This is a genomic window from Variovorax paradoxus NBRC 15149 (assembly GCF_001591365.1).
GTDB lineage: Bacteria > Pseudomonadota > Gammaproteobacteria > Burkholderiales > Burkholderiaceae_C > Variovorax > Variovorax paradoxus.
Window position 1 is genome coordinate 2,042,653 of sequence record NZ_BCUT01000001.1, and the last position, 24,839, is coordinate 2,067,491.

The 24,839-nt window shown below is 69.4% G+C and carries 16 protein-coding genes and 2 pseudogenes; all 18 read right to left on the bottom strand.

All coding sequences use genetic code 11. The features are described 5' to 3' along the window. Nucleotides 1-78: 78 nt before the first annotated feature. The gene (locus VPA02S_RS09615) at nt 79-474 is read right to left on the bottom strand and encodes a DUF4150 domain-containing protein (RefSeq protein ID WP_012745698.1); all 396 of its coding nucleotides are present in this window, start codon (nt 472-474) and stop codon (nt 79-81) included. A 12-nt stretch (nt 475-486) separates the two neighbouring features. Continuing rightward, nucleotides 487-1,173 carry a DUF3540 domain-containing protein gene (locus tag VPA02S_RS09620; RefSeq protein WP_012745697.1) on the bottom strand — a complete coding sequence of 229 codons (687 nt, stop codon included), beginning with the start codon at nt 1,171-1,173 and terminating at the stop codon, nt 487-489. A 67-nt stretch (nt 1,174-1,240) separates the two neighbouring features. Then, nucleotides 1,241-2,308 carry a pentapeptide repeat-containing protein gene (locus VPA02S_RS09625; protein ID WP_244883424.1) on the bottom strand — a complete coding sequence of 356 codons (1,068 nt, stop codon included), beginning with the start codon at nt 2,306-2,308 and terminating at the stop codon, nt 1,241-1,243. A 1-nt stretch (nt 2,309) separates the two neighbouring features. Then, nucleotides 2,310-4,922, bottom strand: a complete 2,613-nt coding sequence (locus tag VPA02S_RS09630) for a DUF2169 family type VI secretion system accessory protein (RefSeq protein WP_062363578.1) — start codon at nt 4,920-4,922, stop codon at nt 2,310-2,312. A 160-nt stretch (nt 4,923-5,082) separates the two neighbouring features. Next, a pseudogene (locus tag VPA02S_RS32345) lies at nt 5,083-5,862 on the bottom strand (hypothetical protein); the annotation flags it as partial. A gap of 194 nt (nt 5,863-6,056) precedes the next feature. Further along, nucleotides 6,057-7,919: pseudogene (locus VPA02S_RS32350) on the bottom strand (type VI secretion system Vgr family protein); the annotation flags it as partial. Nucleotides 7,920-7,943: 24 nt separating this feature from the next. Continuing rightward, complete coding sequence (gene tssH, locus VPA02S_RS09640) at nt 7,944-10,673, bottom strand: type VI secretion system ATPase TssH (RefSeq protein WP_062363584.1); 2,730 nt, start codon at nt 10,671-10,673, stop codon at nt 7,944-7,946. Nucleotides 10,674-10,742: 69 nt separating this feature from the next. Next, entirely contained in the window at nt 10,743-12,077 is a 1,335-nt protein-coding gene (locus VPA02S_RS09645) for a methyltransferase domain-containing protein (RefSeq protein ID WP_062363587.1), read from the bottom strand. Then, nucleotides 12,074-13,177, bottom strand: a complete 1,104-nt coding sequence (gene tssG / locus VPA02S_RS09650) for a type VI secretion system baseplate subunit TssG (protein WP_155736564.1) — start codon at nt 13,175-13,177, stop codon at nt 12,074-12,076. The genes VPA02S_RS09645 and tssG overlap by 4 nt, the downstream gene beginning before the upstream one ends. Beyond that, a complete protein-coding gene (tssF, locus tag VPA02S_RS09655; RefSeq protein ID WP_062363592.1) occupies nt 13,174-15,066 on the bottom strand; it encodes a type VI secretion system baseplate subunit TssF in 1,893 nt (630 codons plus the stop codon). The genes tssG and tssF overlap by 4 nt, the downstream gene beginning before the upstream one ends. Nucleotides 15,067-15,073: 7 nt before the next feature. After that, the gene (gene tssE / locus VPA02S_RS09660) at nt 15,074-15,589 is read right to left on the bottom strand and encodes a type VI secretion system baseplate subunit TssE (protein ID WP_012745689.1); all 516 of its coding nucleotides are present in this window, start codon (nt 15,587-15,589) and stop codon (nt 15,074-15,076) included. Between the two features lie 2 nt (nt 15,590-15,591). After that, on the bottom strand, nt 15,592-16,428 hold the full coding sequence (locus VPA02S_RS09665; RefSeq protein ID WP_062363594.1) for a type VI secretion system accessory protein TagJ: 837 nt from the start codon (nt 16,426-16,428) through the stop codon (nt 15,592-15,594). 1 nt (nt 16,429) lies between these two features. Beyond that, a complete protein-coding gene (locus VPA02S_RS09670) occupies nt 16,430-16,987 on the bottom strand; it encodes a type VI secretion system tube protein Hcp (protein ID WP_012745687.1) in 558 nt (185 codons plus the stop codon). A gap of 34 nt (nt 16,988-17,021) precedes the next feature. Continuing rightward, the gene (locus tag VPA02S_RS09675) at nt 17,022-18,983 is read right to left on the bottom strand and encodes a caspase family protein (RefSeq protein ID WP_244883426.1); all 1,962 of its coding nucleotides are present in this window, start codon (nt 18,981-18,983) and stop codon (nt 17,022-17,024) included. A 104-nt stretch (nt 18,984-19,087) separates the two neighbouring features. Next, nucleotides 19,088-20,266, bottom strand: coding sequence for a hypothetical protein (locus VPA02S_RS09680; RefSeq protein WP_062363596.1), 1,179 nt, complete (start codon nt 20,264-20,266; stop codon nt 19,088-19,090). Between the two features lie 28 nt (nt 20,267-20,294). After that, nucleotides 20,295-21,044, bottom strand: coding sequence for a hypothetical protein (locus VPA02S_RS09685; protein ID WP_012745684.1), 750 nt, complete (start codon nt 21,042-21,044; stop codon nt 20,295-20,297). A 105-nt stretch (nt 21,045-21,149) separates the two neighbouring features. Further along, nucleotides 21,150-22,754 (bottom strand): murein transglycosylase A, encoded by a 1,605-nt coding sequence (gene mltA, locus VPA02S_RS09690; RefSeq protein WP_062363599.1) that lies wholly within the window; start codon nt 22,752-22,754, stop codon nt 21,150-21,152. Between the two features lie 54 nt (nt 22,755-22,808). Beyond that, nucleotides 22,809-24,719, bottom strand: a complete 1,911-nt coding sequence (locus tag VPA02S_RS09695) for a serine/threonine-protein kinase (RefSeq protein ID WP_062363601.1) — start codon at nt 24,717-24,719, stop codon at nt 22,809-22,811. Nucleotides 24,720-24,839 lie beyond the last annotated feature (120 nt).

Below are 24,839 nucleotides of genomic sequence, written 5' to 3' on the forward strand. Positions count from 1 at the left end.
CTCGAGGCCCCTCTCCCATTTCTTCCGGTCCTTGACTCTTTCCCGGCAGGCCTTGCAGCCTGCCGGATTGGCGGCGCCTCAGGGCGCAAGCAACAGCACCATCGTCTGGCTCGGCACGATCCGCACGCCCGGGCAGTTGGTGCTGTTCTGCAGCGACATGCTGGTCAGCCGGGTCGCGGGCATGCCGAGGTACAGCACGGTGAAGGCGCCCGTCAAATGCCGGCTCGGTCCCATCACGGTGCCCGACGCCACCCCCATGTTGACGCCCGCGTTGTCGCCGTTGGTCATCGGGATGGTGGTGGCCAGGTTGTGCACCGGCATGCCCATGATGAGGATGTTCGGGCAGTTCGGCACCGCCATCGGCCCCATGGCCACATTGGGATAGGGAATGGGCACCGGGCCAGCCGGCGTGGGCGTCAGGCACACATCGGGAAATCCCATGTCGGTGCCCATCATCTGGCAATTGGCGAACATGAAGCGCCTCCTCTATCCGAAATGGATCTGCCCGCCGCGCGCCTTGACCAGCTTGCTGCCGTTCACCAGTGCGTGCTCCGCGCTGATGTGCACGAGCTGCTGCGCTTCCATCTCCAGATGCGCCGCATGCACGCGGTCCAGGCCTTCGGTGGTGCGCGCATGGTGCTTGCTGAAATGCGTGACCCGGTCGAACACCGTGGAAAGCGCCGATCCGATCAGCCGCATTGCCCCGGCCACGATGCGGACCTGGCCTCCGGCGAATTCGAGATCGTCGCTGGCGATGTCGGTGCGCGCGCTGTCCAGCGCGAAGCGCCGCGAACTCAGCGCGATCGCCGGCGCATGCAGCTCGAGCGCGCCGTCGGTGACCTCGAACCGCGTCGGGCCGTGGCTGCGCAGCACCCGCGGCGCGCCGGCTTCGCGCTCCAACACCGCAAGGATCCAGATCTCGTCAGGTGCCACCCGGAAGCACGCCACCGTGTCGCCGGGCTGCGGCACGAGCAGGCAGCTGGCAGCGAGGCGCGCGCGGGCGCCGAAGTCGCCTGCGACCACGCGCAGTTCATCGGCCGCACCGGCCACCACCACGCCCACGCAGGATTCGGCGGCGATCGGCGAAGGCCGCCGCGGCGGCGCCTGCTTGTGGGTGCGCGGCTGCGCCTTCGGGCGGCTGGCGTCGAGAGGGGCGGCGGTAGCGTGAGTCATCGGAAGGCACTCCTCGGAAGTGTGGAGAACAGGAAGAAAGCGGCATGGCGGGCCGGCGGATTTCGCGTCATGGCGCAGGCCCCCTCCAGAGTTCCGCGCGCGCCAATGCCGCGTCGGTTTCCAGCGCCCGGGGGCGGTCGGTCCACAGCGCGTCCTCGGTGTCGGCGCGATGCAGCACGGTGCGCAACAGGGTGGCGCCGCGGCCGTCGACCTTTTGCAGGTCGGCCCGGCTGAAATCGGCATAGCTCAGATCGCAGTCGCGCAGCGAGGCGGCAGCCAGCTTCGCATCCGCAAAGTGGCACTGGTGCAGGTCGGCGCCATCGAAGCGCGCGCCGGGCAGCATGCTGCGCGTGAACAGCGCCTGCCGCAGCCCCGCACCCGCGAAGTTGACGGCTTCCCCCCGGGCATCGCAGAACACGGCCATCGGCCCTTGCGCGCCGGAGAAGTCGACACGATCGAGGCGCGCGCCCTGGAAATTGCATTGCCGCATCGGCGCGTTGCGAAAGCTCGCGCCGCCGAGGTTGCAGTTCGCGAACTGGCAACCGTCGAGGGACAGGCCGGCGAAGGATTTCCCCTGCAGGTCGACCTCGTGGAACACGACCCGCTGCATCCGGGCGCGCGCCCAGGTCATTTGCGCCAAGCCGCATGCGAGCATCGAGGTGTGGACCCAGCGGCTGTCGTCCGCGTTGACGTCCACCAGGTTCGACCGCGTGAAGGTCGAAGACTCCAGGTCGGCTCCGATCAGCGCGGCATGGGCGAAGTCGCAGTTCGAGACGGTTGCCATCGACAGCACAGCCTGGGTCAGTTGCGCATGCGGCAGCGCGCAGTCGGTCAGCACCGCGCCGTGCAGGTCGGCACTGCGCAGCGCAGCATGGTCGAGGGTGCACCGGTTGAGCACGGCGCGGCGCAGGCTGGCGCCGTCCATCAGCGCGCCCTTGAAGCTGCACTGGTCGAACAGCGTCTCGCGCAGGTCGGCGCCGCGCAGGTCGGCCTCGTCGAAGCGGCAGCGCGAGAACACGCCGCCGGCCAGGTACGCGCGCGCATAGGCGCCGGCGCCAAAGTCCTTGTCTTCCATCGGCTCGCCCAGCGTCGCGGCGAGTGCCAGCAGTTTCGGGGTCAGCAGTGCGCTGGGCATCTCAACGCCCTCCCGCATGCTGTTCCGGCGTCAGCCGTGGGTGGATGCGCGCACGTTCGAGCAACGCCCCGTCGAACTTCGCGTCGCCATCGAGCCGCACGCGGGACAGGTCGGCGCCGAAGAGGTTGGCCTCGCGCAGATCCGCGCCGCGCAGGTCGGCGGACTGCAGGATGGCATCGTGGAAGTTGGCGCCCGCGAGACGGGCCCGCTGCAGCCCCGCCTTGCGAAACAGCGCCCCTTTGGCGTTCGCCAGGCGCAGGTCGCTGTCCGAAAGAAGGCCCATGCCGAAGTTCGCCCCCGCGAGGTTCGCCCGCGCCAGCCGCGCGCCGCTCAGGTCGCATTCGCCCAGGTTGGCATTGGCCAGCATGGCGCCGGTGAAATCGGCCCCCGCCAGGCGTGTGGTCTTGACCACCACCGCGCCAGCCATCCGGGCGCCGACGAAGCGGGCGTTCGCGGCATTGCAGCCGACCAGGCTGGCCGCGCCGAGATCCGCGCCGCTGAAGTCTGCGCCCTGCAGGTTGCATTCGATGAAGCTGCAGTTGGCCAGGACGGCTTCGACGAACCGCGCCCCGCTCATGTCGAGCTTGTAGAACAGCATCCCCGGCGCGACGATCGCCGAGACGTCGGCTCCGGCCCAGACGCTGTCGAGCCATTGAGCCTGCGCCAGCCGCGCGCCGCGCAGCTGGGCCAGGCCGAGCCGGGTGCCACCGAGGATGGCGCCCTGCAGGTTCGCGTTGTCGAACACCGCCTGCGCGCATTCGGCGCCGCCGAGGTTGGCCGCACGGAAGTCGGTGCCGATGGCGATTGCCCCACGCAGGTCGGCGTGGGCCAGCACCGTGGCCTGCAGCTTCGCGCCCGACAGGTTGGCGTTGCGCAGGTTCGCGCTCTCCAGCCAGGCGCCGGTGAAATCGACGCCGCGCAGATCGAGGTTCGACAGGTCTGCGCCCGTCAGGTCGATGCCCGGCCACCGCTTCAGATGGCTCCTCAGCAAGAACGCCACCTCGCGGCGGCTCGCCGCCGCGGCCTCGCCCGCAAGGGGAACGGCGGCGGCCTGCAGGTGCGCCGTCTGCAGGTAGTCGACGTGCAGCGAGTTCTGCATGCGCCAGAGCGCGGTACCGATGCGCGCACGGTCGAAGGGCTTGCCGGCAGTACGGTGCGCGCTTTCCAGTTCAGCGAGCTGCTGCTTCGCGCTGAAGAGCGGCGGACCGCGGTGCTGGAGCTTTTCAGCGGCGGGTTTGTGCTTTTTGACAAAGGCGATCGCGGTTTCGGCGTGCGTTGCCGCGTCGTCCAGCGCCGCCCAACGCTGCGCGTCCATCTGCTCGCGCAGCTTCTTCAGGTAGGCCGGCATCTCGGCGGCGGTCGGCGGCTTTTCTCGCGGCGCCAGCCGGACGCCGAGCGCATCGGGGTCCCTGCCCTTCGACTGCAGGAAGTCGCGCGCCAACTGCACCTCGACTTGCGCGCGGCGGTACTGCGCCGCCTCCTGCAGGCCTTGCGACTTCATGACGGCTTGCAGGGCTTCCAGCGAGGGATCGGCGGTGTCCAGGCCCTCGGGCTGCAGATCGCCGTCGTTCAGGGCCTCGAGCGCCGCGTCGCGGCCGCGCGTGCGCTTCTCGAGCACCGACAGGTAGTGCGCGCCAGTGCGCGCCTCGGCCGGATCGATGCGCTCGACCGCACCGAGCAGATCGTGGATGTCGGATGCGTCGTCCTCGGCGGTTTCGGCCAGGCCGTGGAAGACCAGGACCATCCGCTGCGCCGCCGGGAAGAACCACACCGTCGTCAGCCGCATCGGAATTTCACGCAGCTTGAAGACCGCGCTGTCCCCCTCGCCCATCCGGTAGTGCGCGAACGCACGCACGCGAAGACCTGGCAGCCGGCCTTCGATGTGCGGGCGCTCGGGATGCATGTGATCGAGCTCGTAGGTCTCGTCGCCGCGCAAGGGCGCATCGATCCACTGGTCGCGCGGCGCCATGTTGAAGTGCTGCCAGTTCAGGTCGGGCGCGTAGCCGGGTGCATGCTCCTTCAGCCAGTTGGCGTCGTAGGTGCCGCGCAGCGCCGCCCGCTGCGGATGCAGCACGTCGAGCGGCGCGAAGGCCGCGGGCGCCACCGCCTGGTCCGGCCTGCGCAGCCGGTCGCCCGGGTATTCGAGGGCGGGCAGCCATCGAATGCGGTCGGTGGCCTGGCGGCCGCGCCCCGACGGGTTCTCGGCGAAGTCCGCGCCGCCATAGGCGTTGGGCCAGTCCAGGGCCAGCGGCTGCATCGGCGCCGGCGCACTCGGCGCGTCACCGTCCCAGTAGCGCTCCCCGAATGCCAGCAGGGTCTTCGAGGTGCCGCCAAGCCGGGCGCGCACCGCGACGGCCTCGGGGCGCTCGGGCGCCGCGAAGGCCTTGCCGTGCACGAGAAACTCGGGCGTCAGCTTGGCGATGCCCTCGTCGATCAAGGGCACCCCCATCTCGGCGCCGAGAAAATTCCACATCGACTGCTCGCCCCAGAGACAGCCCTGCGCCGGCTGCGCGAAAGGGACGTGCAGGTAGCCCGACACGGACAGGCCGAACCGCTTGCGGAACGCCATGGGCCTGAACGAGAGCCCGAGTGTCTGGGGCTTGATGATCTGCATGGGGGCAAGGTTGTTTCAGAAACCGGAGGAATTGGGTTCGGACGAATTGGGCTCTGATGAGCTGGGCTCGGATGAGCTGGGCCCGGACGAACTGGGCTCGGACGAACTGGGCTCTGACGAGCTGGGCTCGGACGAACTGGGCTCGGACGAACTGGGCCCGGATGAACTGGGCTCGGACGAGCTGGGCTCCGACGAGGTCGGCCCGTCGCCGCCGGCGGATGGATCGCTGGAAGATCCGCCGTCGGGCACGGCAAAGGGGTCGTAGTCCGATGAGAAGGCGTCGCCCCGGGTGTTCTGGGTGCTCGTCGGCGCGTCCTTGTCCATGGTGCCCGCGCCGTCGGTGGCCAGGCGGTTCAGGCGCGCGGCCAGGCCCGGGTGCCCGGCAGCGGCGGCATCCCGGGCCGCCTGCGCCAGTTCCGCCTTGGCATCGCTGTACTGGTCCGACAGCTCGGCGAACCCGATGACGGAGGACATGAAGCCCACGTTCACCCCTTCCAGCACGCCGACGATCGCCAGGAACTCCGCGCCCTCGCTCAGCACCGTGGCGCCGCCGCCGGCGGCCCCTCCACCGGGCACGTACATCTTCATCGAATTCATCTCGATGTGCGGCCCCACCGCGATGCTCAGCTTGGCGGCGGCCACCGCCTCGAACTGCAGCGCCAGCGTGTTGCTGATGCTCGCACCCATGAAGGTGTCGATGGCCACGCCGAGAAAGGTGCTGCGGGCCAGCCCCATGTTCGTCTCGCTCGCCATGCCGACGTAGCCGCTGTTGTTGTTCCCCATGACCGTGACGTTGTTCTCGATCGACGTCTGGTTGATCTTGCCGACCGCCAGGATCGAGGCGTCCGTGTTGCTCAGCACGCTGAACTTGTTCGCCATGATCGAGTAGGGGCCGCTGGGCACCGCCATCACCGCGGAATTGGCACCGGTGATCTTCCATTCGAAGTGCGGCGTTTCCATCACGATGGTGGCCGCCTTGAAGCCCATGTTTCCGGAGACGGTGAAGGTCTGGTTGCCGCTTACCTTGCGCGTTTCATTGCCTGTGGTGTGGTCGATGCGGTTGCCCGAGGTCTTGGTGCGGATGTCGCCCTTGGCCTCGACCTGGTGCACGCCGTCCACCGTGGTGACCTGGTTGCCGACGATCTTGTTTTCCTGGTTGCCGATGACCTTCAGGCTCTGGTTGACGTCGACGATGTGCGACTCGTTGTTCTTGACGTGGATGCTGCGGTTGCGCGTGACGGCCAGGCTCTGGTCACGCTGGACGATGCCGCTCTGGTCGCGCTCGACCACCAGGCTCTGGTCGCGGCCCACGGTGGTGGAATCGTCGCGCTCCACGCTGCGGCTCATGTTGCGCTCCGCATGGATGTTGATGTTCTCCTCGCCCTTCTTGTCCTCGAACATGATCTCGTTGTAGTTCGCGGGACCGCCGCCGGGCGTGGAGCGGGTCTTGAAGCCGCTCTGCGTGGGCGACTTGTAGGGAATGGGCTGGTCGTCGTTGTAGACGCGGCCCACGACGATCGGCCGGTCGGGGTCGCCGTTGATGAAATCGACGATCACCTCCTGGCCGATGCGCGGAATGAAGTACCCGCCCCAGCCCTTGCCGCTCCAGGGCTGCGACACGCGCACCCAGCAGGTCGACTTCTCGTTGCTCTCGTCGTAGCGGTCCCAGTGGAAGTGCACCTTCACGCGGCCGTGCTCGTCCACGTGCAGCTCGTCGCCCGCGGGGCCGACCACGATGGCCGTCTGCGGACCGGGCATGGTCACGCGCGGCGTGAGGCGCGGCGGCCGGTAGGCCCGCTCCATCGGTATCGCGGTGATCAGGAATGCGCTGGTGCCCGGCTGCGAGGTGCTGAGCATCGGCGTGCTGGCGATCAGGTCTTCCAGCACCTGCAGCGTGTCGGCGTTCACCGCATCGTCGCGCAGCACGCCGGCCAGCGCCGTGCGCAGGTCCTGTGGAACGGCCGTGCCGGCGCCCACGCTTTCATAGCCAGGGTGGCTTGCCATGAAGGTGCAGGCCGCGATCACGTAGTCGCCGTTGCGTGTGCCGTCGGGGTCGCCCTCGAACTTGAAGCTGCGCCCCGCGGCCACGTCGGGCCAGGTGGTCAGCGCCCAGTGGCGGTCGCGGCGCGCGTTGAGCTCGTCGCCGCGCAGCTTGGTGCGGTTCTCGCCGTCGTCGCCCGTGAAGTAGCCGCCCGGGAATTCGAACTCCTCGAAGTCGGCGAGTTCGTGGTCGTCCTTCACATCGATGGTGGCAGCCAGCTTCTTCTTGATCGCCTTGAAGTCGCTGTCGCGCGAGGCCTGCTTGCCGGTGTCGAACTGGCGTGCGCTCACCCAGCGCGAGATCTCGTTGTGGCGCGCCTCGCTCGCGTCGCTGGACATGTAGCGCAGCGTGCCTTCCACCGGCAGCTTCTCGTGCGCCAGGTCACTCGCGTCCGACAGGTGCATGGTGCCGGGCGCGTCGTGCGCGTCGAACCAGTAGTAGATGCCTTCGTCCTCCAGCAGGCGCGAGAGGAACTGGTAGTCGTTCTCCTGGTGCTGCACGCAGTAGCGCCGGGGCGTGTGGGTGCCGATGACGTTGCCGGCCTTGGTCTTCTTGAAGCGCTTGATCGGGCTGTCTTCGAAGACCGCGTCGAGCACCTCGAGCACCTTCTTGTCCTGCAGGATGCGCGAGTTGGTGCGCTTGGTGAGCAGCCAGAACCACGAGCGCAGCGTGATGCGGTATTCGAAATGCCTGCCCACATGCCCGGCCCGCACGAAGCGCACCGCATGGCCCTGGCAGTGGCGCTCGTGCACGCCGCCGTCCTTGTCCTGGAACTGGATGACCACGTCGAAGGCGCGGCCGAGAATGTCCTTGGCATCGAGCGCCTTGTTCTTCGACAGCACCGTGAGTTCGTAGGCCGACGGGCGCGCCAGCGCCTCGTGGCCCACGATGCGCCAGAACATCAGGTCGTCCTTGGCGGGTGAATCTGTCTCGATGCGGAACTCGTGATCGGCCATTTTTTACTCTTGATGCGCAGTTGCTCAGTCGAACGCGTAGGTGAAGTCGGCGTCCTTCACATCGAGCGCGACGCGGCGGATCTCGCCGCCCGACGCCAGCCGCTGCAGGTACTCGACCGAGATGGTGGGCAGCACCGTGTTGGTCAGGATCGCGTCGATCACGCGCCCGCCCGACTCCGGGTCCTGGCAGCGCGCAACCACCTGGTCGACCACCGCGTCGCTGTACTCGAAGGGCACGCCGTGGTTGGTCTCCACGCGCTTCTTGATGCGGCCCAGCTGCAGCCGCACGATCTTCTTCATCATGTCGGGCGACAGCGGGTAGTAGGGAATGGTGACGATGCGGCCCAGGAGCGCGGGCGGGAACACCTTCATGAGCGGCGCCTTCAGCGCATCGGCCAGCGCGTTGGAATCGGGCAGCAGCTCGGGGTCGCGGCACATGCTCATCACCAGCTCGCTGCCGGCGTTGGTGGTGAGCAGGATGATCGTGTTCTTGAAATCGATCATGCGGCCCTCGCCGTCTTCCATCCAGCCCTTGTCGAACACCTGGAAGAAGATCTCGTGCACGTCGGGATGGGCCTTCTCGACCTCGTCGAGCAGCACCACGCTGTAGGGCCGGCGGCGCACCGCCTCGGTCAGGATGCCGCCCTCGCCGTAGCCCACGTAGCCGGGCGGCGCGCCCTTGAGCGTGGAGACCGTGTGCGCCTCCTGGAACTCGCTCATGTTGATGGTGATGATGTTCTGCTCGCCGCCGTACAGCGCCTCGGCCAGTGCCAGCGCGGTTTCGGTCTTGCCCACGCCCGAGGTGCCGCAGAGCATGAAGACGCCGATCGGCTTTTGCGGGTTGTCCAGCCGCGCGCGAGACGTCTGGATGCGCCGCGCGATCATATCCAGCCCGTGCTTCTGGCCGATGACGCGCTGGTTGAGCGTGTCGGCGAGCTTGAGCACCGCCTCCACTTCGTTCTTGACCATGCGGCCGACGGGAATGCCGGTCCAGTCGGCCACCACCGAGGCCACGGCCTGCTCGTCGACCGAAGGCAGGATCAGTGGCGACTCGCCTTGCACCGCATGGATCTTGGCCTGCAGCGCATGCAGTTCTTCAAGCAGCGCGGCCCGGTCTTCGCTCCCTCCCCCGCCGGGGGAGGGCTGGGGTGGGGGCACGTCGGCTTTCGCATCGCCCTCGGCGGAAGCAGTGTCCACCGGCTTGCTCCCCGCACGCAATTTGCTGCGCAATTCCAGCAACCGATCGACCAGCCCCTTCTCTTCCTTCCAGCGGGCGTTGAGCGTTTCCAGCTGCCCGTTCGATTCCAGCAGCAGCGCGGAGACCTGCGCGGCGCGCTTGGTCACGTCGATGCCGATGGCTTCCTCGCGGCCGATGATCTCCTGCTCGACCGTGAGCCCCTCGATGCGGCGCATGCAGTCTTCAACTTCAGGCGGCGTCGCGTGCTGACTCACAGCCACGCGCGCGCATGCCGTGTCGAGCAGGCTCACGGCCTTGTCGGGCAATTGGCGCGCGGGAATGTAGCGGTGGCTCAGCTTCACGGCCGCCTCGATGGCCTCGTCGAGCAGCTGCACGCGGTGGTGCTTCTCGAGCACGCTGGCCACGCCGCGCAGCATCAAGATGGCCTTCACCTCGTCGGGCTCGGGCACCTGCACCACTTGGAAGCGCCTTGTCAGCGCCGGGTCTTTCTCGATGTACTTCTTGTACTCGGCCCAGGTGGTGGCGCCGATGGTGCGCAGGTTGCCGCGCGCCAATGCGGGCTTCAGCAGGTTGGCCGCATCGCCGGTGCCGGCCGCGCCGCCCGCGCCCACCAGCGTGTGGATCTCGTCGATGAAAAGAATGATGGGCGTGGGCGATGCCTGCACCTCGTCGATCACCTGGCGCAGCCGCTGCTCGAACTCGCCCTTCATGCTCGCGCCGGCCTGCAAGAGGCCGATGTCGAGCGTGAGCAGCTTCACGTCCTTGAGCTGCGGTGGCACGTCGCCGCGCGCGAGGCGCTGCGCGAAGCCTTCGACCACGGCCGTCTTGCCGACGCCCGCCTCGCCCGTGAGCAGCGGATTGTTCTGGCGGCGCCGCATCAGGATGTCGACGATCTGGCGGATCTCCTCGTCGCGTCCGGTGATCGGGTCCATCTCGCCCTTCTTGGCCTTCTCGGTGAGGTCGACCGCGAACTTCTTGAGCGCGTCGCCCTTGCCCATGGCGGCGGGCGCCATCGCGCCCGAGTCTTCGCCGGGGGCGCCGCTGCCCATGCCGGTGCCGTCCTGCGCGCGCATCTGCGATTCGGGCGAGGCGTCGCAGATCTTCGCGAAGTTGTCGGCCAGGTCCTCGACCTTGACCTTCTCGAACTGCTTCGACAAACCGAACAGCGGGTTGCGCAGGCTCTGCGTCTTCAGCATGCCCACCAGGATGTAGCCGGTGCGCACCTGCGCCTCGCCGAACTGCAGCGTGGCATAGGTCCAGGCGCGTTCGATGGCGTTCTCGATGTGCGGGGAAAAATCGCTGATGGCGGTGGCGCCGCGCGGCAGGCGGTCGAGCGCGGCCGTCATGTCCTTGGCGACGACCGACACGTCGAGGCCGTAGTGCTGGATCACGCGGTGCAGGTCGGAGTCCTGCGCCTGCAGCAGCTGTGCGAACCAGTGCTCCAGTTCCACATACGGATTGCCCCGCATCTTGCAGAACACCGTGGCGCCCTCGATGGCCTTGTAGGCCAGCGAGTTGAGTTTGCCGAAAAGGGCGGTGCGACTGATTTCACTCATGGAAGACTCCGTATCTGTTGAAGACGATTCATGCCGGAAAATTTGAAGGTCGTCGATCCGTGTCCGGCGTCAATGCGCAGAAAGCCTTGCGCTGGCCAGCCACCCCTGCACGTCCTGCCCCGCCTCGCGGCGCGGCACGATCGGCTCGATGCGCACGGCACAAAAACCGGCAGCCGCAAGACAGGCCTCCACATGCGCAGCCGCATGGCGGTAGCGGCCGCTGCCTTCGAGCCTGAAGTCGTGCTGCCCCCCGGGCATGGCCTCGACCGTGAACACCACCCCGCCCTCCGGACGCAGCGCGCGCTCGGCCGCCGCCAGCACCTCGTGCAAGTCGCCGAAGTAGCACAGCGTGTCAGCCGATATCACCAGGTCGAAGCGGCCGGGCTGCGTGTGCAGGTAGTGGGTGAGCTCGGCCTTGTGCAGCACGTCGTAGCCGCCGCGCTGCTCCGCGCGCTGCAGCATGCCGACCGACAGGTCGCAGCCGGCCAGGTGCGCGGCCCAGGGCCGCAGCAGCGGGGCGCAGAGCCCGGTGCCGCAGCCGGCATCGACCACGGCCAGGCTCGCGGCCGGCGCGCCATGCATTTGCTGCACCGCCTGCGCCACCAGCTCGGGCGCACGGTAGTGCAGCTTCTCCAGGCTGGCGTCGAAGCTTCCGGCGTAGCTGTCGAACACGGTCTCCACATAGCCGTCGCTGGCGCGCGCGGGCGCCTGCCCCTCGCAGGCGGCCAGCAGATGCGTGACCACGGGATTGCCTGGATCCTCGGCCAGCCACTCCCGGTACATGCCAAGGGCCTGATCGTGCTCGCCGAGCAGTTCCAGCGCACGAATCACCTGCGAGCGGGCGCTCAGGTTGCGCGGCTGCAGCAGCACCGCACGGCTGTTGGCGATGACGCTCTCATGGGTGCGCCCCTGCTCCATCAGCGCGATCGACAGGTTGTACCAGGCCTCGCTGAATTCCGGCCGCAGTTCGATCGCCTGGCGGCTCACGCGCTCGGCGGCTTGCCAGTGGCCCTTGCGGCGTTCGAGCGATGCGATGTTGCTCAGCGCATCGGCGCCTTCGTCGCCTTCTTTGGCGAAGGAAACGCTGTTGCCGTAGGCGAGCATCGCGTCGTCGATGCGGCCGGTCTCGACCAGCAGGTTGCCCAGGTTGTTCCAGGCGCCGCTTTGCGCGGGTTGCAGCGTGAGCGACCTTCCGATCAACGCGATGCTCTCGTTGCTGCGGCCTTGCGCATGGCGCAGCAGGCCCTGGTAGTGCAGGGCGTCGGGGTCGGCCGGCGCGGCCTCCAGGAGGCGGTCCAGCAATCGGTCCGCCGCGTCCAGCTTCTGCGCCTTGACCAGGGCCGCGGCTTGCGCCAGCGCGGCCGCGTGCGCCGTCGTGTCCGGGTGCACGGGCGTCGTCGTCATGCGGCGGCTCCCACGGTGGCCTGGGCGCTGCGGGCGGTCATCGGGCGGTTGCCGACGCGCACGTCCGCCGCATCCTTGGCACGCGTGCGCTGGCCGAGCCACGAGACCCAGCCCAGGCGCGGCGCGTTGCCCTTGGCCTGGCCAAGGCGCGTGGCGGGCACCTGCGTCGTCTCGAGCACCAGCTCGGCGTCCCATTCGAGTTCGTCGCCGAGCAGCTGCTGCATCCAGCGCTGCAGCACCGGCTGCGCGTTGCCGGTCGGCAGGAACATGCGGTACTGCGCGAGCGTGAGCGGGCCGATGTGCAGGCGCACGCGGTGCTGCCGGTCCCACGCGCGCGTGCCGAGCATCGCGCCCATGCCCATCGAACGCGAACTCTCGCCCTGCCCCAGCCGCGTGAGCTCGCCCGCGGGCAGGCTCATCCAGTGGCCGACCCAGCGCTCCAGCTTCACGGGCACGCCGAAGTAGCTGCACAGCACCGCTTCCACGCTCTCGGCGTTGTGCACGCGGCGCGCGAGCCAGCCCGAGAAATGCAGGCGCGCATCGTCGTGCACCTCGTCGCGCTCGATGCGCCCCGGCGTGCCGATGCCCACGAACGCGCCAACCTGCAGGCGGAAGCGGTCCTCGCCCGGCCGGTCGAGCGCCACCGCGGGCCGCGCCTGCGCCCAGGCGCGGTAGAAGTGCAGCGAGAAGCGGTGCAGAAAGCTGTCGAGAAAGGCCAGCCAGGTCGGGTCGCCATGGTTCAGGCTGCGCTCGCGGATGAAGTCGCTCAGGTGCACCGGCAGCGGACCGTTGGGCCCGACATAGCTGAAGAAGTGCTGGCGCAGGCGCGGCGGCGAATACGCGCTGGCCGGCTCGAAGCGGCTGAAGCTGGCCGGCGCGAACGACAGCGACGGCTCCTGTCCCACGCGCACCGGCTCCGCGCTCGGCAGCAGGGCACGGCCCCAGCGCGGCGTGGTCGCGGCCACCGACTCCAGCCGGCGCAGCACCGCAAAATAGTCGAAGGACCACGGCTCGGCCGACCATGCGCGCAGCGCGGTGTCGACCCGCGTGTTGACCGTCCCCCCCAGGCTCGCGCCCTCGGGGGGCCGGGCGGCGCTCACAGGATCTGCCGGGTCCCGCACAGCGGCCTCCATCGCATGGTCTCGCCCCGGCCCGCCACGCGCAGCACGGTCTCGACGAAATGGTTGACCTCCACATGGCGCGCCAGAAAGCGCGCCATCACCGCGCCGAACAGGAACACGCTGTGGCCGTGGAATGCGTCCTTGTCGACCTCGAGCGTCACTTCGAGCCCGCGCCCGAAGGCGATCGGCCCCTTGAGCGGCAGGCGGCGCGCCACAGGCTTGGCTCTGACCGAGAGCAGCCCGCGCACCTGGCCCTGGCGCATCTCGTCGGCATGCGTGGCATAGAGAATCAGTGTTTCGCGCAATGCGGCAGCGCCTTGCTCCGGCGTGCTGTCGGAGATCGACAGGTAGTTGAGCGCCAGGTGATCGACCACCCGCCAGCCCAGCCCCTGGCTCACCACCGGCGACACCGGCCGCGAAGGACCGCGCACCATGCGTACCCGCTGCACGGGGAAGGAGTCGACGCAGTCGAAGTCGTTGTCGCGTCCCAGCGGCATCAGGAGCGGCAGGTCGCGGTTGGTGCACAGCGCGGCCACCGCAAGCTGCCGCAGCGTGGCGGCGTACGGCGCCTGCTGCGGATCGACGATCTGCATGTAGACCTCGGAGCCGATGTGGCTGCTGCGATGGCCCTCGGTGCGCTGGCGCACCGAAAGCATCCGCGGCTCGCGCGTGGTCGTGAAATAGGCCGGGTGGCTGTGCCGCGTGCCGTGAAAGGCCGAATAGAAAGGGCGGAACACCTGTTCGGCCGCCGCTGCATCGGCGCCCGGTGCGCCGTGGCCGATGACCTCGGTGACGGTGTGCACCTCGAAATCCTGTGGCCGCGTGCGGTCGGGCACCAGGTGGAACTGGCTCACGCCTTCGGTCAGCGGCACGCGGTCGAGCCGCTTGTTGAACAGGTTGATCACCGGCACGCAGTGCAGCTGCACGTTGTCGGCGCTCACCAGCTTTTCGAGCGCCGCATCGCCGCGCGAGAACAGCAGCACGAGCTCGACCTCGGCGATCGGCATGGCCGCAAGCACCGACTGCAGCCCCGCGATGCGCAGGAACTGGAAGCGCTGTGGAAACGCGAAGTACTCCTGCAGCAGGCGAAAGCCCGAGAAGCCGGTGGCCGTGACCGGCAGCAGCGCTTCATCGTCCTCGAAGCCGACCGGCTGGATCGCCGTGGCCGGCAGGCTCTGCGCCGCGCCCTGCAGCGCGCCGGTGGGCGACAGCGGCCGCACCATCACGCCGATGGGCTGGCCCAGCGCGCACTCCTGCAGCTGCCACGCCACGTCTTCGGCGCCGCCCAGATGCAGCACCAGGTCGTCGAGCTGAATCTGGCTGAAGTTGAGCCCCGCCGTCGCATGCAGCGTGATGCGCAGGCCGCCGCGGATGGCGCGGGACTGCGGGTGCGTGGCGAGCGGCAGGTCGGGCGCATAAGTGAAGTACTGGGCGCGCTGGATCTCGATCGGCCAGATGCGCAGCGCGCTCGAGGTGCGGAACTCGCAGTGCGTGTTCTGCCCCACGGCCTGCCGCGCGCGCAGGCCCGCGCCGCGCGGCAGCCTGGGGCCGGTCGCAAGGTTCGCGTCGTCCAGGTCGGGCGAGAACGAGACGACCGCCATGGCCGGCGTGGGCGCGAGGAAATTCGGATAGACGATGTCGAGCAGGTGGCCCGTGAAGCGCGGGTATTCGGCATCGAGCTTGAGGTTGACGCGCGCCGACAGGAAGGCCGTGGCCTCGATCAGCCGCTCGACGTACGGATCGGCGACCTCCTGGCCTTCGATGCCCAGGCGGTGCGCGATCTTCGGAAAGGCGCGCGCAAACTCCGAGGAGCTCTCGCGGAAGTAGCGCAGTTCCTGTTCATACAGGTTCAGCAGCCGAGGGTCCATGTCGGACTCACCTTGGGTTTTGCGCCATGTCCACGATCTCGATGCGTCCTTCTTCCAGGTCTACACGGCTTCGCATCAGGAACTCGAGCGGCACGGGCTGCGCCCACAGCATGCCGCGGATCTGCAGGCCGATGCTGTTGTGCGAGTCGAGTGCCGAGCCTTCCATGACGAGTTCAACTTCGAGAGTGCGGGACAAAATGCGCGGCTCGAACTGCAGGATTGCGTTCTTCAAAGCCTGTTCCATGCTGACACGCTGCACCGACGAGGTGAACTGGCCAGACAGCATAGGCAATCCGTAGTTGATGACCGAGCGCGCGGCGTTCGGGTATTGCTTGTCGTCCATCGCAAGGCCGAAGCCGGTGGCGTTGAAGAGCCAGCTCAGGTCACGCAGCACGGCCGAGCGCAGCGCCTGCTTGGTGAGCGTGCGCTTGTCGTCGCTCTCGCGCTTTTCGGTGGGCGCGTCGTCGACCAGGCGGTCGAGCAGCGACGGCTGCAGGCGCTCCTGGGCGGTGAGCTCGGCCACGATCAGCCGCCTGCGTCGCCGGGGCCGTCCTGCGCTGCGGCAGAGGCGGTGGGCGTGAAAAGGATCTCGCGCACGTCCATGAGCGCGTACTCGCCCGCGTCGCTGCCGAGCACGCGCTGGCCGCGGCCGGCCCAGACCTCGGGGCGCAGTTCGCGCCACTCGGTCTTGCGCGCGAGCCGCAGCTCGCCGTCCTCGCTCTGCTCGGTGCCTTCGTAGCGGGTGGGAATCAGCGCAAGCGTTTCGCCGCCGTTCTCGAACTGCAGGTGGGCGGGCATCCAGACGCAGTCGCGCAGGTCCTCGGGCGGCTCGATCCTGATGTGCGCGAGCCGGGCGTAGGGAATCCAGTAGTACTTGCCGTTGACGAAGGCTTCGAGCACGGGGCCCAGGCGCATGTCGGCATCGGCCAGCCATTCGAAGGGCACGCCGTCGATGGTGCCGGCGATGGCGGGCGCGCCGTCGAAGGCCCGCTGGCGAAGGTCCTCGGCCAGCTCGCTCTCGCCGCGGCCCTGGCGCAGCAGCGATTCGATCAGCAGCGCCAGCCATTCGTCGGGCTGGCCGAAGATCATCGGCGTGCGCGTGCCGGCAAACACCTCGGCGCGCAGGCCTTCGCAGCGCACGGCGTCGCCATACACCTGCTTCATGGGAACGGCGAGCGCATCGAGCTCGGCCGCGACGGTGAGCTGGTTGAGCGCGCGTTCCCACTGGCCCAGCACGCACAGCAGCTGCGCCATGAAGACGCGGTGCTTGCTGTCGGCGGGTTTGGCGCGGACCTCGTCGCTCAGGGCCTTGAGCGCGCCGACGGGGTCGGCGGACTTGAGGAGTTCGGCGGAGCTGGCCATGTCAGTTCCCCGCGAAGGTGCAGGTGCGGACGGCACCGCGCGCGCCCGTCTGCTGCTGCGGCGCCGAACGGATCTCCAGCTTCGTGTAGTCGAAGAAGATCAGGTCGCAGGGCCGCTTGGGCGTGCCGCCGGTGACGATGGCGTGGCAGTTCACGCGCGCGCCTTCGAGCACGAATTCGAGGTGCGACTGCTGGTCCTTGGAACTGTCGCCACCGGCCTTGAAAACCGAGATGGTCACCTTCAGGTCGCTGTCCTGGCTCTTGAGCAGGCTCGCGATGGAGGCCGTGGCCGCATCGCAGTCGCGGATCACGATGAAGGCGTGGTTGCGCAGCTTGCCCTTGGTGGAGCCGGGCGGAACGACGACGTCCGACTTGTACGAGTAGCCGCCGATGTCCATGCGCTGCTTGCCGTCTTCGTAGGTGCGCTTGGACTCCCCTTCGATCGGCGAGCCCTTGCTCTCGATCATCATCGCGAAGTCGTTGCCCGATTCGCCCGACAGGTAGTCGAGCAGGCGCAGGGCCTCGTCGGGGTCCAGTTTTCCATCGTAGGTCCAGCTCATGTCGATCTCCTGAAAAAAATCCGGTGGTCTGTCGTTACCTGGCAGACAAGGCTTCGCCCGCCCAATGCACCATCGCGGCAAAGCTCTGCCGCTCGCTGTCTTGCTGCAGGGCGCCGCGCACCCGCACCTGGGCCACCCCGTCGGCCGTGCCGGCGCCGAACAGGCGCGGCGCGCTGTAGGGCGTTGCCGGCGCGGCCAGCACCAGCAGCCGGCCGCCTTCGGCGTTGAACCAGGGCAATTCGAAGCGCTTGACGGCGGGCGCGTCGCGCGTGCCGCGCTTGAAGCGGTTGGTCTCGCCCGGGTCCCCGGGGTAGACCTGGCGTGCACCGCCCTGCGGGTCGATGCCGACGACGACAAGGTCCACCGAGCGCCCGGTGGCATTGCGCACATTGAGCACGGCGCGCTCGCCGGCGCGCAGCGGCAGCAGCCCGGCGCCGGCCTGGCGGGCCGGGCCGCTGCGCACCAGGCGGTCGCCGTTCCACACTTCGAACACCGCGTCGAAGCCCTCGAACTGCGCATCCCTGGCAATGCTGTAGAGCTGGTTGAGCCACTTGAGCCGGGCCAGCATTTCAAGATGCCGGCGGGCCGCTGCGGCATCGGCCGGCACAGGCCTGGCGCCGGCGCCGAGCGCGGGCGAGAGCACGTCGAGCCGGGAGGCGCTCCAGTGCACGTCGGCGCCGTCCGCCGCGGCCACGGCGACGACCGAGGCGGGGTAGTCGAGGCTCAGCCCGGGCGGCAGGCCCTGCTCCGCGCGCACGCGCAGCGCGACCGACGCCGGTTCACCGAGCGGCGTGATGTTCCAGAGCGCGGCGCCGGACAGCTCGCGCAGCGCGGGCGGCACCGCCATGCGCGCCTTGTCGGTGTAGGCCTGCAGCAGCAGGCCCTCGGCGCTGCGCACCGTGCCGTCTTCCATCGTGGCCAGCACGCGCAGCGGCTGCTGCGCCACCAGCCCGTCGAGCTGGCCGGCCTGCAGGACCAGCGCGTCGCCGGAGCGCTGCGCGCGCCACACCGGCCGCGTCGAAACCGGCTGCGCGCGGTTGGCGAAGATCGGCGCATCGAGGTTGCCCTCGGCCACCGGCGATGGCAGCTCGCGCGTGGGAAAGCGCTGCGCGAGTTCGTCGATCACCGGCGGATAGGCCGCGAGCACGCCGTCGAACAGCTCGCGCCAGGTGGCGGGCCTGCGCGAGAGCGCCTCCACCACGGCCCAGGTCAGGAGGCCCTGCGGGCGCGCATTGCGGCTCTTGCGCGGCAGCCGCAGCTCGGGCGTGATCTGGTGGCTCTCGGAAGCGAAGAGCGCGACATAGCGCGCGCGCGGCACCGGCTCGGCTGCGACGGGCCGCGCCACGGGAGCGCGCGCCGCCGGAGCGGGCGCCCCGAGCAGCTGTCCGATGCGCAGGCCGCGCCAGCGCACCTCGTCGTCGGCCGGCCCATCGGCGATGAGCGGGCTCTCGGCAGTGCCGCTGCGGGTCATCGAGTTTGCCGAGCAGGTGTCGAAGATGGAGGCGACGAACACGTTGCGCGCGAGGAGGGCCTGGATCCAGGCATCGAAATCGGCATCGCGCAGGTCGCCCGTGAGCGCGCTGTCGATGCCGAGCGTGCCGCGCACATCGCGCGCGAGAAAGTTTTCCGAAAGGCCGTCGGGCTCCTGGTAGAGCTTGCTGCTGTCGCGCAGGCGGGTGCCGTGGCCCGAGAAGTAGAGCAGCACGAAGTCGCCGCTTCTCGATTGCGCGAGCAGCCGGCCGAGCGCATCGTGGATGGCCTGCGATTCGGGCAGCACCGCGCCGCCCACGCCATCGGCGAGCACGGTGATGTCGGATGGGGCAAAGCCCTGCTTCAGCAAGGCATCGCGCATCAGCATCACGTCGTTGCGCGGCGCCTGCAGCCACAGGGCCTGCGGCTGGTTGACGAGCTCGGAGACGCCGACGAGCAGGGCACGCTGGGTTGCAGAGGCAGGGTTGCCGAAGGCCAGCAGCGCCAGCGACAACAGCAACTGCAAACAACGCGATCTGTGGCAGGCAGGGCGCCCGATGGATACGCCGCTCGCCCCCTCCCCTGCCCTCCCCCGGCGGGGGAGGGAGAAAGGCAGGCGCGCCGCGCACGTCATGGCCGCTCCGGAGCGGGCCCGGCCGACTCGACCAGCGGCGATGCCGCAAGCACCGCGCGGCCGCCGACCGGATCGGCGGCGCGCAGCCGCCAGACGCCGTTTGCATCCGGCCCGCCGACCACCTCGGCCGGCATCGAGCGCAGCAGGCGGCCGGCCTCGTCGATGCGCACGCCGTCCTTCCAGCGCACGACCAGGTTGGCTTGCGTTGCAACGGGCACGGCGGGCACCGCACGAAAGCGCACATCGTCTTGCTCCGCATCCCGGCTGCCGAGCAGGCCGGTGTTCTGCACCACCGCGAACAGCGCCAGCACCGCGAACGCGGGACGCAGCCATCCGCCGGAACCGAACCAGTGCCGGATGCTGCCCCACCAGCCGCCTTCGGGCCGCGGCTGCGGCCGGGCGCGCGGCACGCTCGGTGGCGCCGATGTGCGGCTCGAAGCCGGCTGAAGGGCCGTGCCCAGCTGCGATGCGGCGGAGCGATAGAGCGCCTGGTAGTCGGCACGCGGATCCTGCGCAGCGAGCGGCGTACCGGACAGCACCGAGAACACGCCGCCCACGGTGCGCAGCGCAATGCGCCCGGGCTCGGGCGCGATGGCCAGCGGCGCCTGCGCGGCCCATTCGTCGTGCACCGCGCGGATCGCGGCGAGCCGGGTGGCCGAGACCTCGCCGAGCACGCGCGCGCACAGCTGCGGACTCGGTTCGAGCGTGAGCATGTTCCAGGCCTGCACCAGGCCGAAGGCCGGCTCGAAGGGCTCGTCGTCGGGCTCGAGCAGCACGTCGAACGGCCCGGCCCAGTCGGCCTCGCCCGCGGCCATCCAGCCCTGCCACAGGTTGCCGTGGATGCAGCGGTCGAGCAGCACGCCGAGCAGCCGCCCTTCGTGCACCACGCTCACGAGGCGGCCCGGCGCCCAGCGCGCACTGAAGGCGCGCTGGGCGACAGCCTCGCGGCGCCGGGCCAATTCGGTGAGCGGAAGCACGAGATCGAGCACGGCACGCGGCGGCGCGGCCGCGGTGCCCTGCTGCGCGTCATGGGGTGCGGCACCGGGCATCGCGACGGCCGCCACGGCGGCTTCCTGGCCGGATGCACCTGGCGCGCCCGGCATCGCAGGCGCGGGGCCCGCGGCCTGGAATGCGCTTCGGATCACGCTGAGCGGGGGCCAGAGGTCGGTGTTCATGGCGGTCTGTTCCTGAATGGCTATGTCTTCAGGCATAAGACGCTTCAGCACCGAGGATTTTGAAAACCTGCAGGATCGCCGCCATGTTGCCGGGCTCGATCGCGATGCCCAGGGTCTGCTGGATCCAGCCCCCAAGCCGGGTCTTGGCGTAGTCGGCGGTGAGGCCCTCGCGCTTGTGCACCAGGCCCAGCCGGCCCGCGCGGTAGTGGTAGGAGGCGATGGCATGGCGCGAGGCAATGCCCGAGAGGCCGCCCTCGGCCTCCTTGCCGAAGCCCTCGCACAGCAGGATGCGCTCGGGCTCGGGCAGTTCGGCGATGAAGGCGCGCGCGGCCAGCTGCACCGCGCCGGCGCTCAGGCCGTGCTCCGCGAGGCAGCCTTCGAGGTCTTCACCTGCACCCAGCGCATCTTCGAGCTGCGCTTCGCTGACCTGCTCGCCGATCGAGAGCTTGCGCCGGAATGCGCTCGCGCGCGTGCAGTCGATCAGGTAGCGGCGGAAGTACGCGCACAGGGCAAAGGCGGTGGAGGGCGCGCTGTGTCCCGCGCGCTCGTCGGCCTCGTCGGGATCGGCATCGAGCCGCAGCACCTTCACGTAGATGAACTGCGCCACCAGCTCCTGCCGGCCTTCGCCCAGCACCTGCAGCTCGGGCGGATTGCAGGCCACGAGCGCATCGCCCACGATGCGGTACATGGTGCCCATGTCGCCCGGGGACAGCGTCTGCCGGCGCTGCCAGAGGCGGACGAGCTCGGTGCTTTCCGCGGACGAAAGGGTTTCTTGCATGGGTCAGCGGCCGCCGCCGGGCCGCCCCAAGGCGGGCCGCGCCTCCCCCTCGGGGGGTGGAGTTACAGGAGCGCAGCGAGTGAAAAGCCGGGGGGCAGACATGACTCAGTCGTCCACGCACACGCCTTCGGTCGGCACCAGGCACTGCGGCAGGCCGGCGCCCGCCGGGCCGCCGCGCGTGCGGATGGCCGAGGACACCGCCGCCGTGGCCACGGCCAGGCCGCGCGGCAGCAAGATCCAGAGCTGGCCGCGCTCCTTCATGCGGCGCGCGTTGGTCGCGGCCTGCTGGCCGTTGCCGAAAAAATAGTCGGCCCGCACCGCGCCGCGGATCGCGCCGCCGGTGTCCTGCGCAATGGTCAGCCGCTGCATCGGCGCGCCGGTGCCGGGCGCGCGGGTCGACACGAACACCGGGTAGCCCAGCGGCGTGCTGCGCGGGTCCACCGCGATCGAGCGGCCCGCCGACAGCGGCACGCCGAAGGCGCCCACCGGCCCGCCCGAGGGCGACGGCGATTCCTTGAAGAACACGTAGCTCGGGTCCTTGATGCCCGAGCCGACCACCGGCCCGGCCGTGCGCCGCCCCGGCACCAGCACCGCGCCGCTGGCCGTGGGCTGCGCAAGCGTGAAGCCGCGCGTGCGGATGGTGCCGGTCGCGGGGCCGCCGACGTCGTCGTCCTCGTCGCCGTCGTCGAGCTGCAGTTCGATGGACGAGCCGCGCACCTTGACCGGGCTGCGCGGCTTGCCGTTGGCCGCCTGCGCCAGCGTGGGGCGGAAAGGCTGGCCGTTCTGCTCGGCATAGGCCACGCGGATGATGTCGCCGTTGGCCAGCTTGATGCGGCCCGAACCCTGGATCTGCATTTCGTAGAGCGCGGTGGCGCTGCTCACGAAGGCCAGCACCTTCGCATTGGGCGCGCCCTTGGTCTCGATCTCTTCGCGCGTGTAGTAGGGCAGCAGTTGCTTGCCCTCGATGCGCAGGCGCACCTTGCGGTCGAGCGTGTCGCGCGTGATGGCCGAGAGGTCGAGCGCATAGAGCCCCGGCGCGCCCATGTCGCGCGTGCTGAGGCCGGTCTGCACCACCACGTTGCGGCCTTCGACCTTTGCCGCCACCGTGCCGTTGCCGGCCGGCAGCTTGCGCGCATCGGCAAACAGCATGTCCTCGGGCTGGCCATAGACCGGGTAGATGAACGGCGCCGCGTACTGCCGGCTGCCCGGGATCTCGGGCTCGAAGTAGCCGGTGACCACGCCGTCGGGCTTGCGGTCGTCGTCGCGGATCTGGTAGGCCGAGAACTCCTGCTCGAAGAAGGCGCGGATCGCGCTGTTGTTCTTGCTGTCGACCCGGAGGGCGCGCGCGCACACGTCCTTCCACTCGGCGCCGCGGCCGGTGAGCACCTTGCAGCTGCCGAGGAAGGCGGGCCAGCTTTCGGAGAAGTCGTCGCGCGCCCATCCGGGCACAGCATCGAAGCTGACCGAGGTGTAGGTGGCCAGCTGGGTCGAGAAGGTGCGCGCCTGGCCGGCCGTGCTCGAGCCGGCGGGGCGCGGCGGTGGGGGCGTCGTCGTCGTCGAGCCGGCGGCTGCCGCGCTGGCCGCCGTGTCCGAAGCGCCGGCGCTCGCCGTCGGCGGCGGGTTGGCGCAACCCGCCGCAAGCATGGCTGCTGCGGTGGCCGCCCAGCGCAGGGCGGAAATGAAAAGAACCGGCGACGGTGTCGTGTTCATGAAAGCCTCCTTGTCCGGAAAGAACGGCCCAACGGGCCAACGCTCTGCAGACGATTACTTCTCGACGATTTTGAAATTCGCGACGCCGTAGACGTCGTTGCAAGGGGTGTTGGGCGCGCAGACCGGCTTGCCCAGCAAAGGCGACGGACCCGTGCCGCGGCTGGCTTCGAGCGCCGCCAGCACGGGCAGCGGAAATTGCGGAAACACGCCGTCGTTCTGCACGCCCGAGCCGCCGAAGTCGCGCTCGTGCTCGCTCACGAGCACCGCGAACTGGTTGGTGCCCGCCGGACCGCCCGCATCCATCGGCCAGGAGGCGCGCGGCAGCGAGAGCGGGCTGCCGGCGGTGATCTTGTTGTACTTGTCGAGCAGGTTCGGGAACAGCAGGAACATCTCGCCGCCGCTGGACAGCAGGAACACGTAGACGAAACCCTCGCGCTTGCTGCGGACCTCGAAGGCGAGCTTGTCCTTGCCGATCGACACCTCGGCCTTCCTGGGCGCGGCCGTCACGTCGAAGCCCGGCGCCGCGCCCGCCGCGAGCGACTGCAGCGATTCGAGCGGCGTGCGTGGCGCCGGAGGTGGCGGCGGTGGTGGCGGTGCCTGGACCACGCGCGGTTCGGGCGGCGGTGGTGGTGCTGCGACTACGGCGACCTGCTTGCCGCCGTTGTTGTCCCCTTCCGCGCCCGCGGTGGTGCGGCCCTGGTACCACCACCAGCCGCCGCCGGCCACGGCGGCCAGCACGGCCACCGAGGCGATCGCGGCCACGGTCTTGCCGCTGTTCTTTTCGCCCACGCCCGGAGCGGGTGCCGGCGCGGGTGATGCCTTGCCGCGGCCGATCGTCGTCGGCAGGTCGGCGTTGCCGGTGTTGTTCCGCGCGCCCGGGCCGCCGGGCGTGGTGCGCGGCGGCGGCGCGATGCTGTGGCCCACCTCCAGGTCGAGCGCGGCGCGGAACTCGGCCATCGACTGCGGCCGCGATTCGGGCCGCACGCCCAGGCCCGCGTCGATCGCCTGCAGCAAACGCAGGCTGTAGCGCTGGCGCAGGATGTCGTTGCCCGCGAGCGGCACGTAGCTGTCGGACAGGAGCCGCGCCACCGAGGGCGGCGGCGCGCGCCCGCACACGGCCACATGCATCACCGCCGCGAGCGCATAGACGTCGGTCCACGCGCCCTGCGACATGTCGGGCATTTCGGCGTACTGCTCGATGGGCGCGTAGCCAGGCTTGAGGATGACGGTGATCGCCTGCGTCTTGTCGGTGATCACGCGGCGCGCGGCGCCGAAGTCGAGCACCACCGGCCGGCCGGAGCCTTCGAGCAGGATGATGTTGTCGGGCGCGATGTCGCGGTGGTAGCAGTTGGCGCCGTGCATCACCGCCAGCGCCTGCGTCACGCCGTCCATGATGCGGATCAGCCAGGCCTCGTCCACGCCCGCGGGAATGGAGACCAGCGCCTGGCGCAGCGTGTCGCCGCGGTAGAACGGCATCACCATGTAGGTGGTGCCGCGCTCCTGCCAGAAACGGTAGACCTTCAGCAGCGAGGGATGGTCGAACTGCGCGAGCAGGCGGGCTTCGTTGATGAAGCTGCGCATGCCGAGGTCGAAGGTTTCGCGGTGGCGCTCGGACAGCGGGACCACCGTGCCGTCGTGCTGCCTTGTGGACAGCGATGTGGGCAGGTATTCCTTGATGGCGACGACGCGTTCGAGCGTGTGGTCCCAGGCTTCGTAGACCACGCCGAAGCCGCCCTGGCCGACGACCCGCGTGATCTCGAATTCTGCGAGGCGGCTGCCTACGGGGAGGAGGCCGGCCTCGCTGGTTTCTGCTGCGGCGCCGGCTGCTGCAGGCGCGTTGGAGAGGCTTGTGGAGCCGGATGTGATGACGGTGGCCGAGGTGTCGTCGAGTTGCTGCGCAGGCCGCGACATGACGCGGGTGCGGTCGTCTTCTGGGGGCATGCTGGTGTTTGGAGCTTCGGTCATTGACTGGCTCCTTTGGTTGTTCTTGTTTTTGTTCCGGGGCCGGGTCTCGCCCCGGCGGGCGACCTACTTTTCTTTGCTTCGCCAAAGAAACGTAGGCAAAAGAAAGGCGACCCTACTGTC

Bases quoted from the DNA above. Each gene is read 5' to 3' on its own strand.
- VPA02S_RS09645 (WP_062363587.1), bottom strand. From the start codon at position 12,077: ATGACGACGACGCCCGTGCACCCGGACACGACGGCGCACGCGGCCGCG.
- tssF (WP_062363592.1), bottom strand. From the start codon at position 15,066: ATGGACCCTCGGCTGCTGAACCTGTATGAACAGGAACTGCGCTACTTC.
- mltA (WP_062363599.1), bottom strand. From the start codon at position 22,754: ATGAACACGACACCGTCGCCGGTTCTTTTCATTTCCGCCCTGCGCTGG.
- tssH (WP_062363584.1), bottom strand. From the start codon at position 10,673: ATGAGTGAAATCAGTCGCACCGCCCTTTTCGGCAAACTCAACTCGCTG.
- VPA02S_RS09620 (WP_012745697.1), bottom strand. From the start codon at position 1,173: ATGACTCACGCTACCGCCGCCCCTCTCGACGCCAGCCGCCCGAAGGCG.
- VPA02S_RS09680 (WP_062363596.1), bottom strand. From the start codon at position 20,266: ATGAACACCGACCTCTGGCCCCCGCTCAGCGTGATCCGAAGCGCATTC.
- VPA02S_RS09625 (WP_244883424.1), bottom strand. From the start codon at position 2,308: ATGCCCAGCGCACTGCTGACCCCGAAACTGCTGGCACTCGCCGCGACG.
- VPA02S_RS09630 (WP_062363578.1), bottom strand. From the start codon at position 4,922: ATGCAGATCATCAAGCCCCAGACACTCGGGCTCTCGTTCAGGCCCATG.
- VPA02S_RS09665 (WP_062363594.1), bottom strand. From the start codon at position 16,428: ATGGCCAGCTCCGCCGAACTCCTCAAGTCCGCCGACCCCGTCGGCGCG.
- VPA02S_RS09685 (WP_012745684.1), bottom strand. From the start codon at position 21,044: ATGCAAGAAACCCTTTCGTCCGCGGAAAGCACCGAGCTCGTCCGCCTC.
- VPA02S_RS09695 (WP_062363601.1), bottom strand. From the start codon at position 24,719: ATGACCGAAGCTCCAAACACCAGCATGCCCCCAGAAGACGACCGCACC.
- VPA02S_RS09615 (WP_012745698.1), bottom strand. From the start codon at position 474: ATGTTCGCCAATTGCCAGATGATGGGCACCGACATGGGATTTCCCGAT.
- VPA02S_RS09670 (WP_012745687.1), bottom strand. From the start codon at position 16,987: ATGAGCTGGACCTACGATGGAAAACTGGACCCCGACGAGGCCCTGCGC.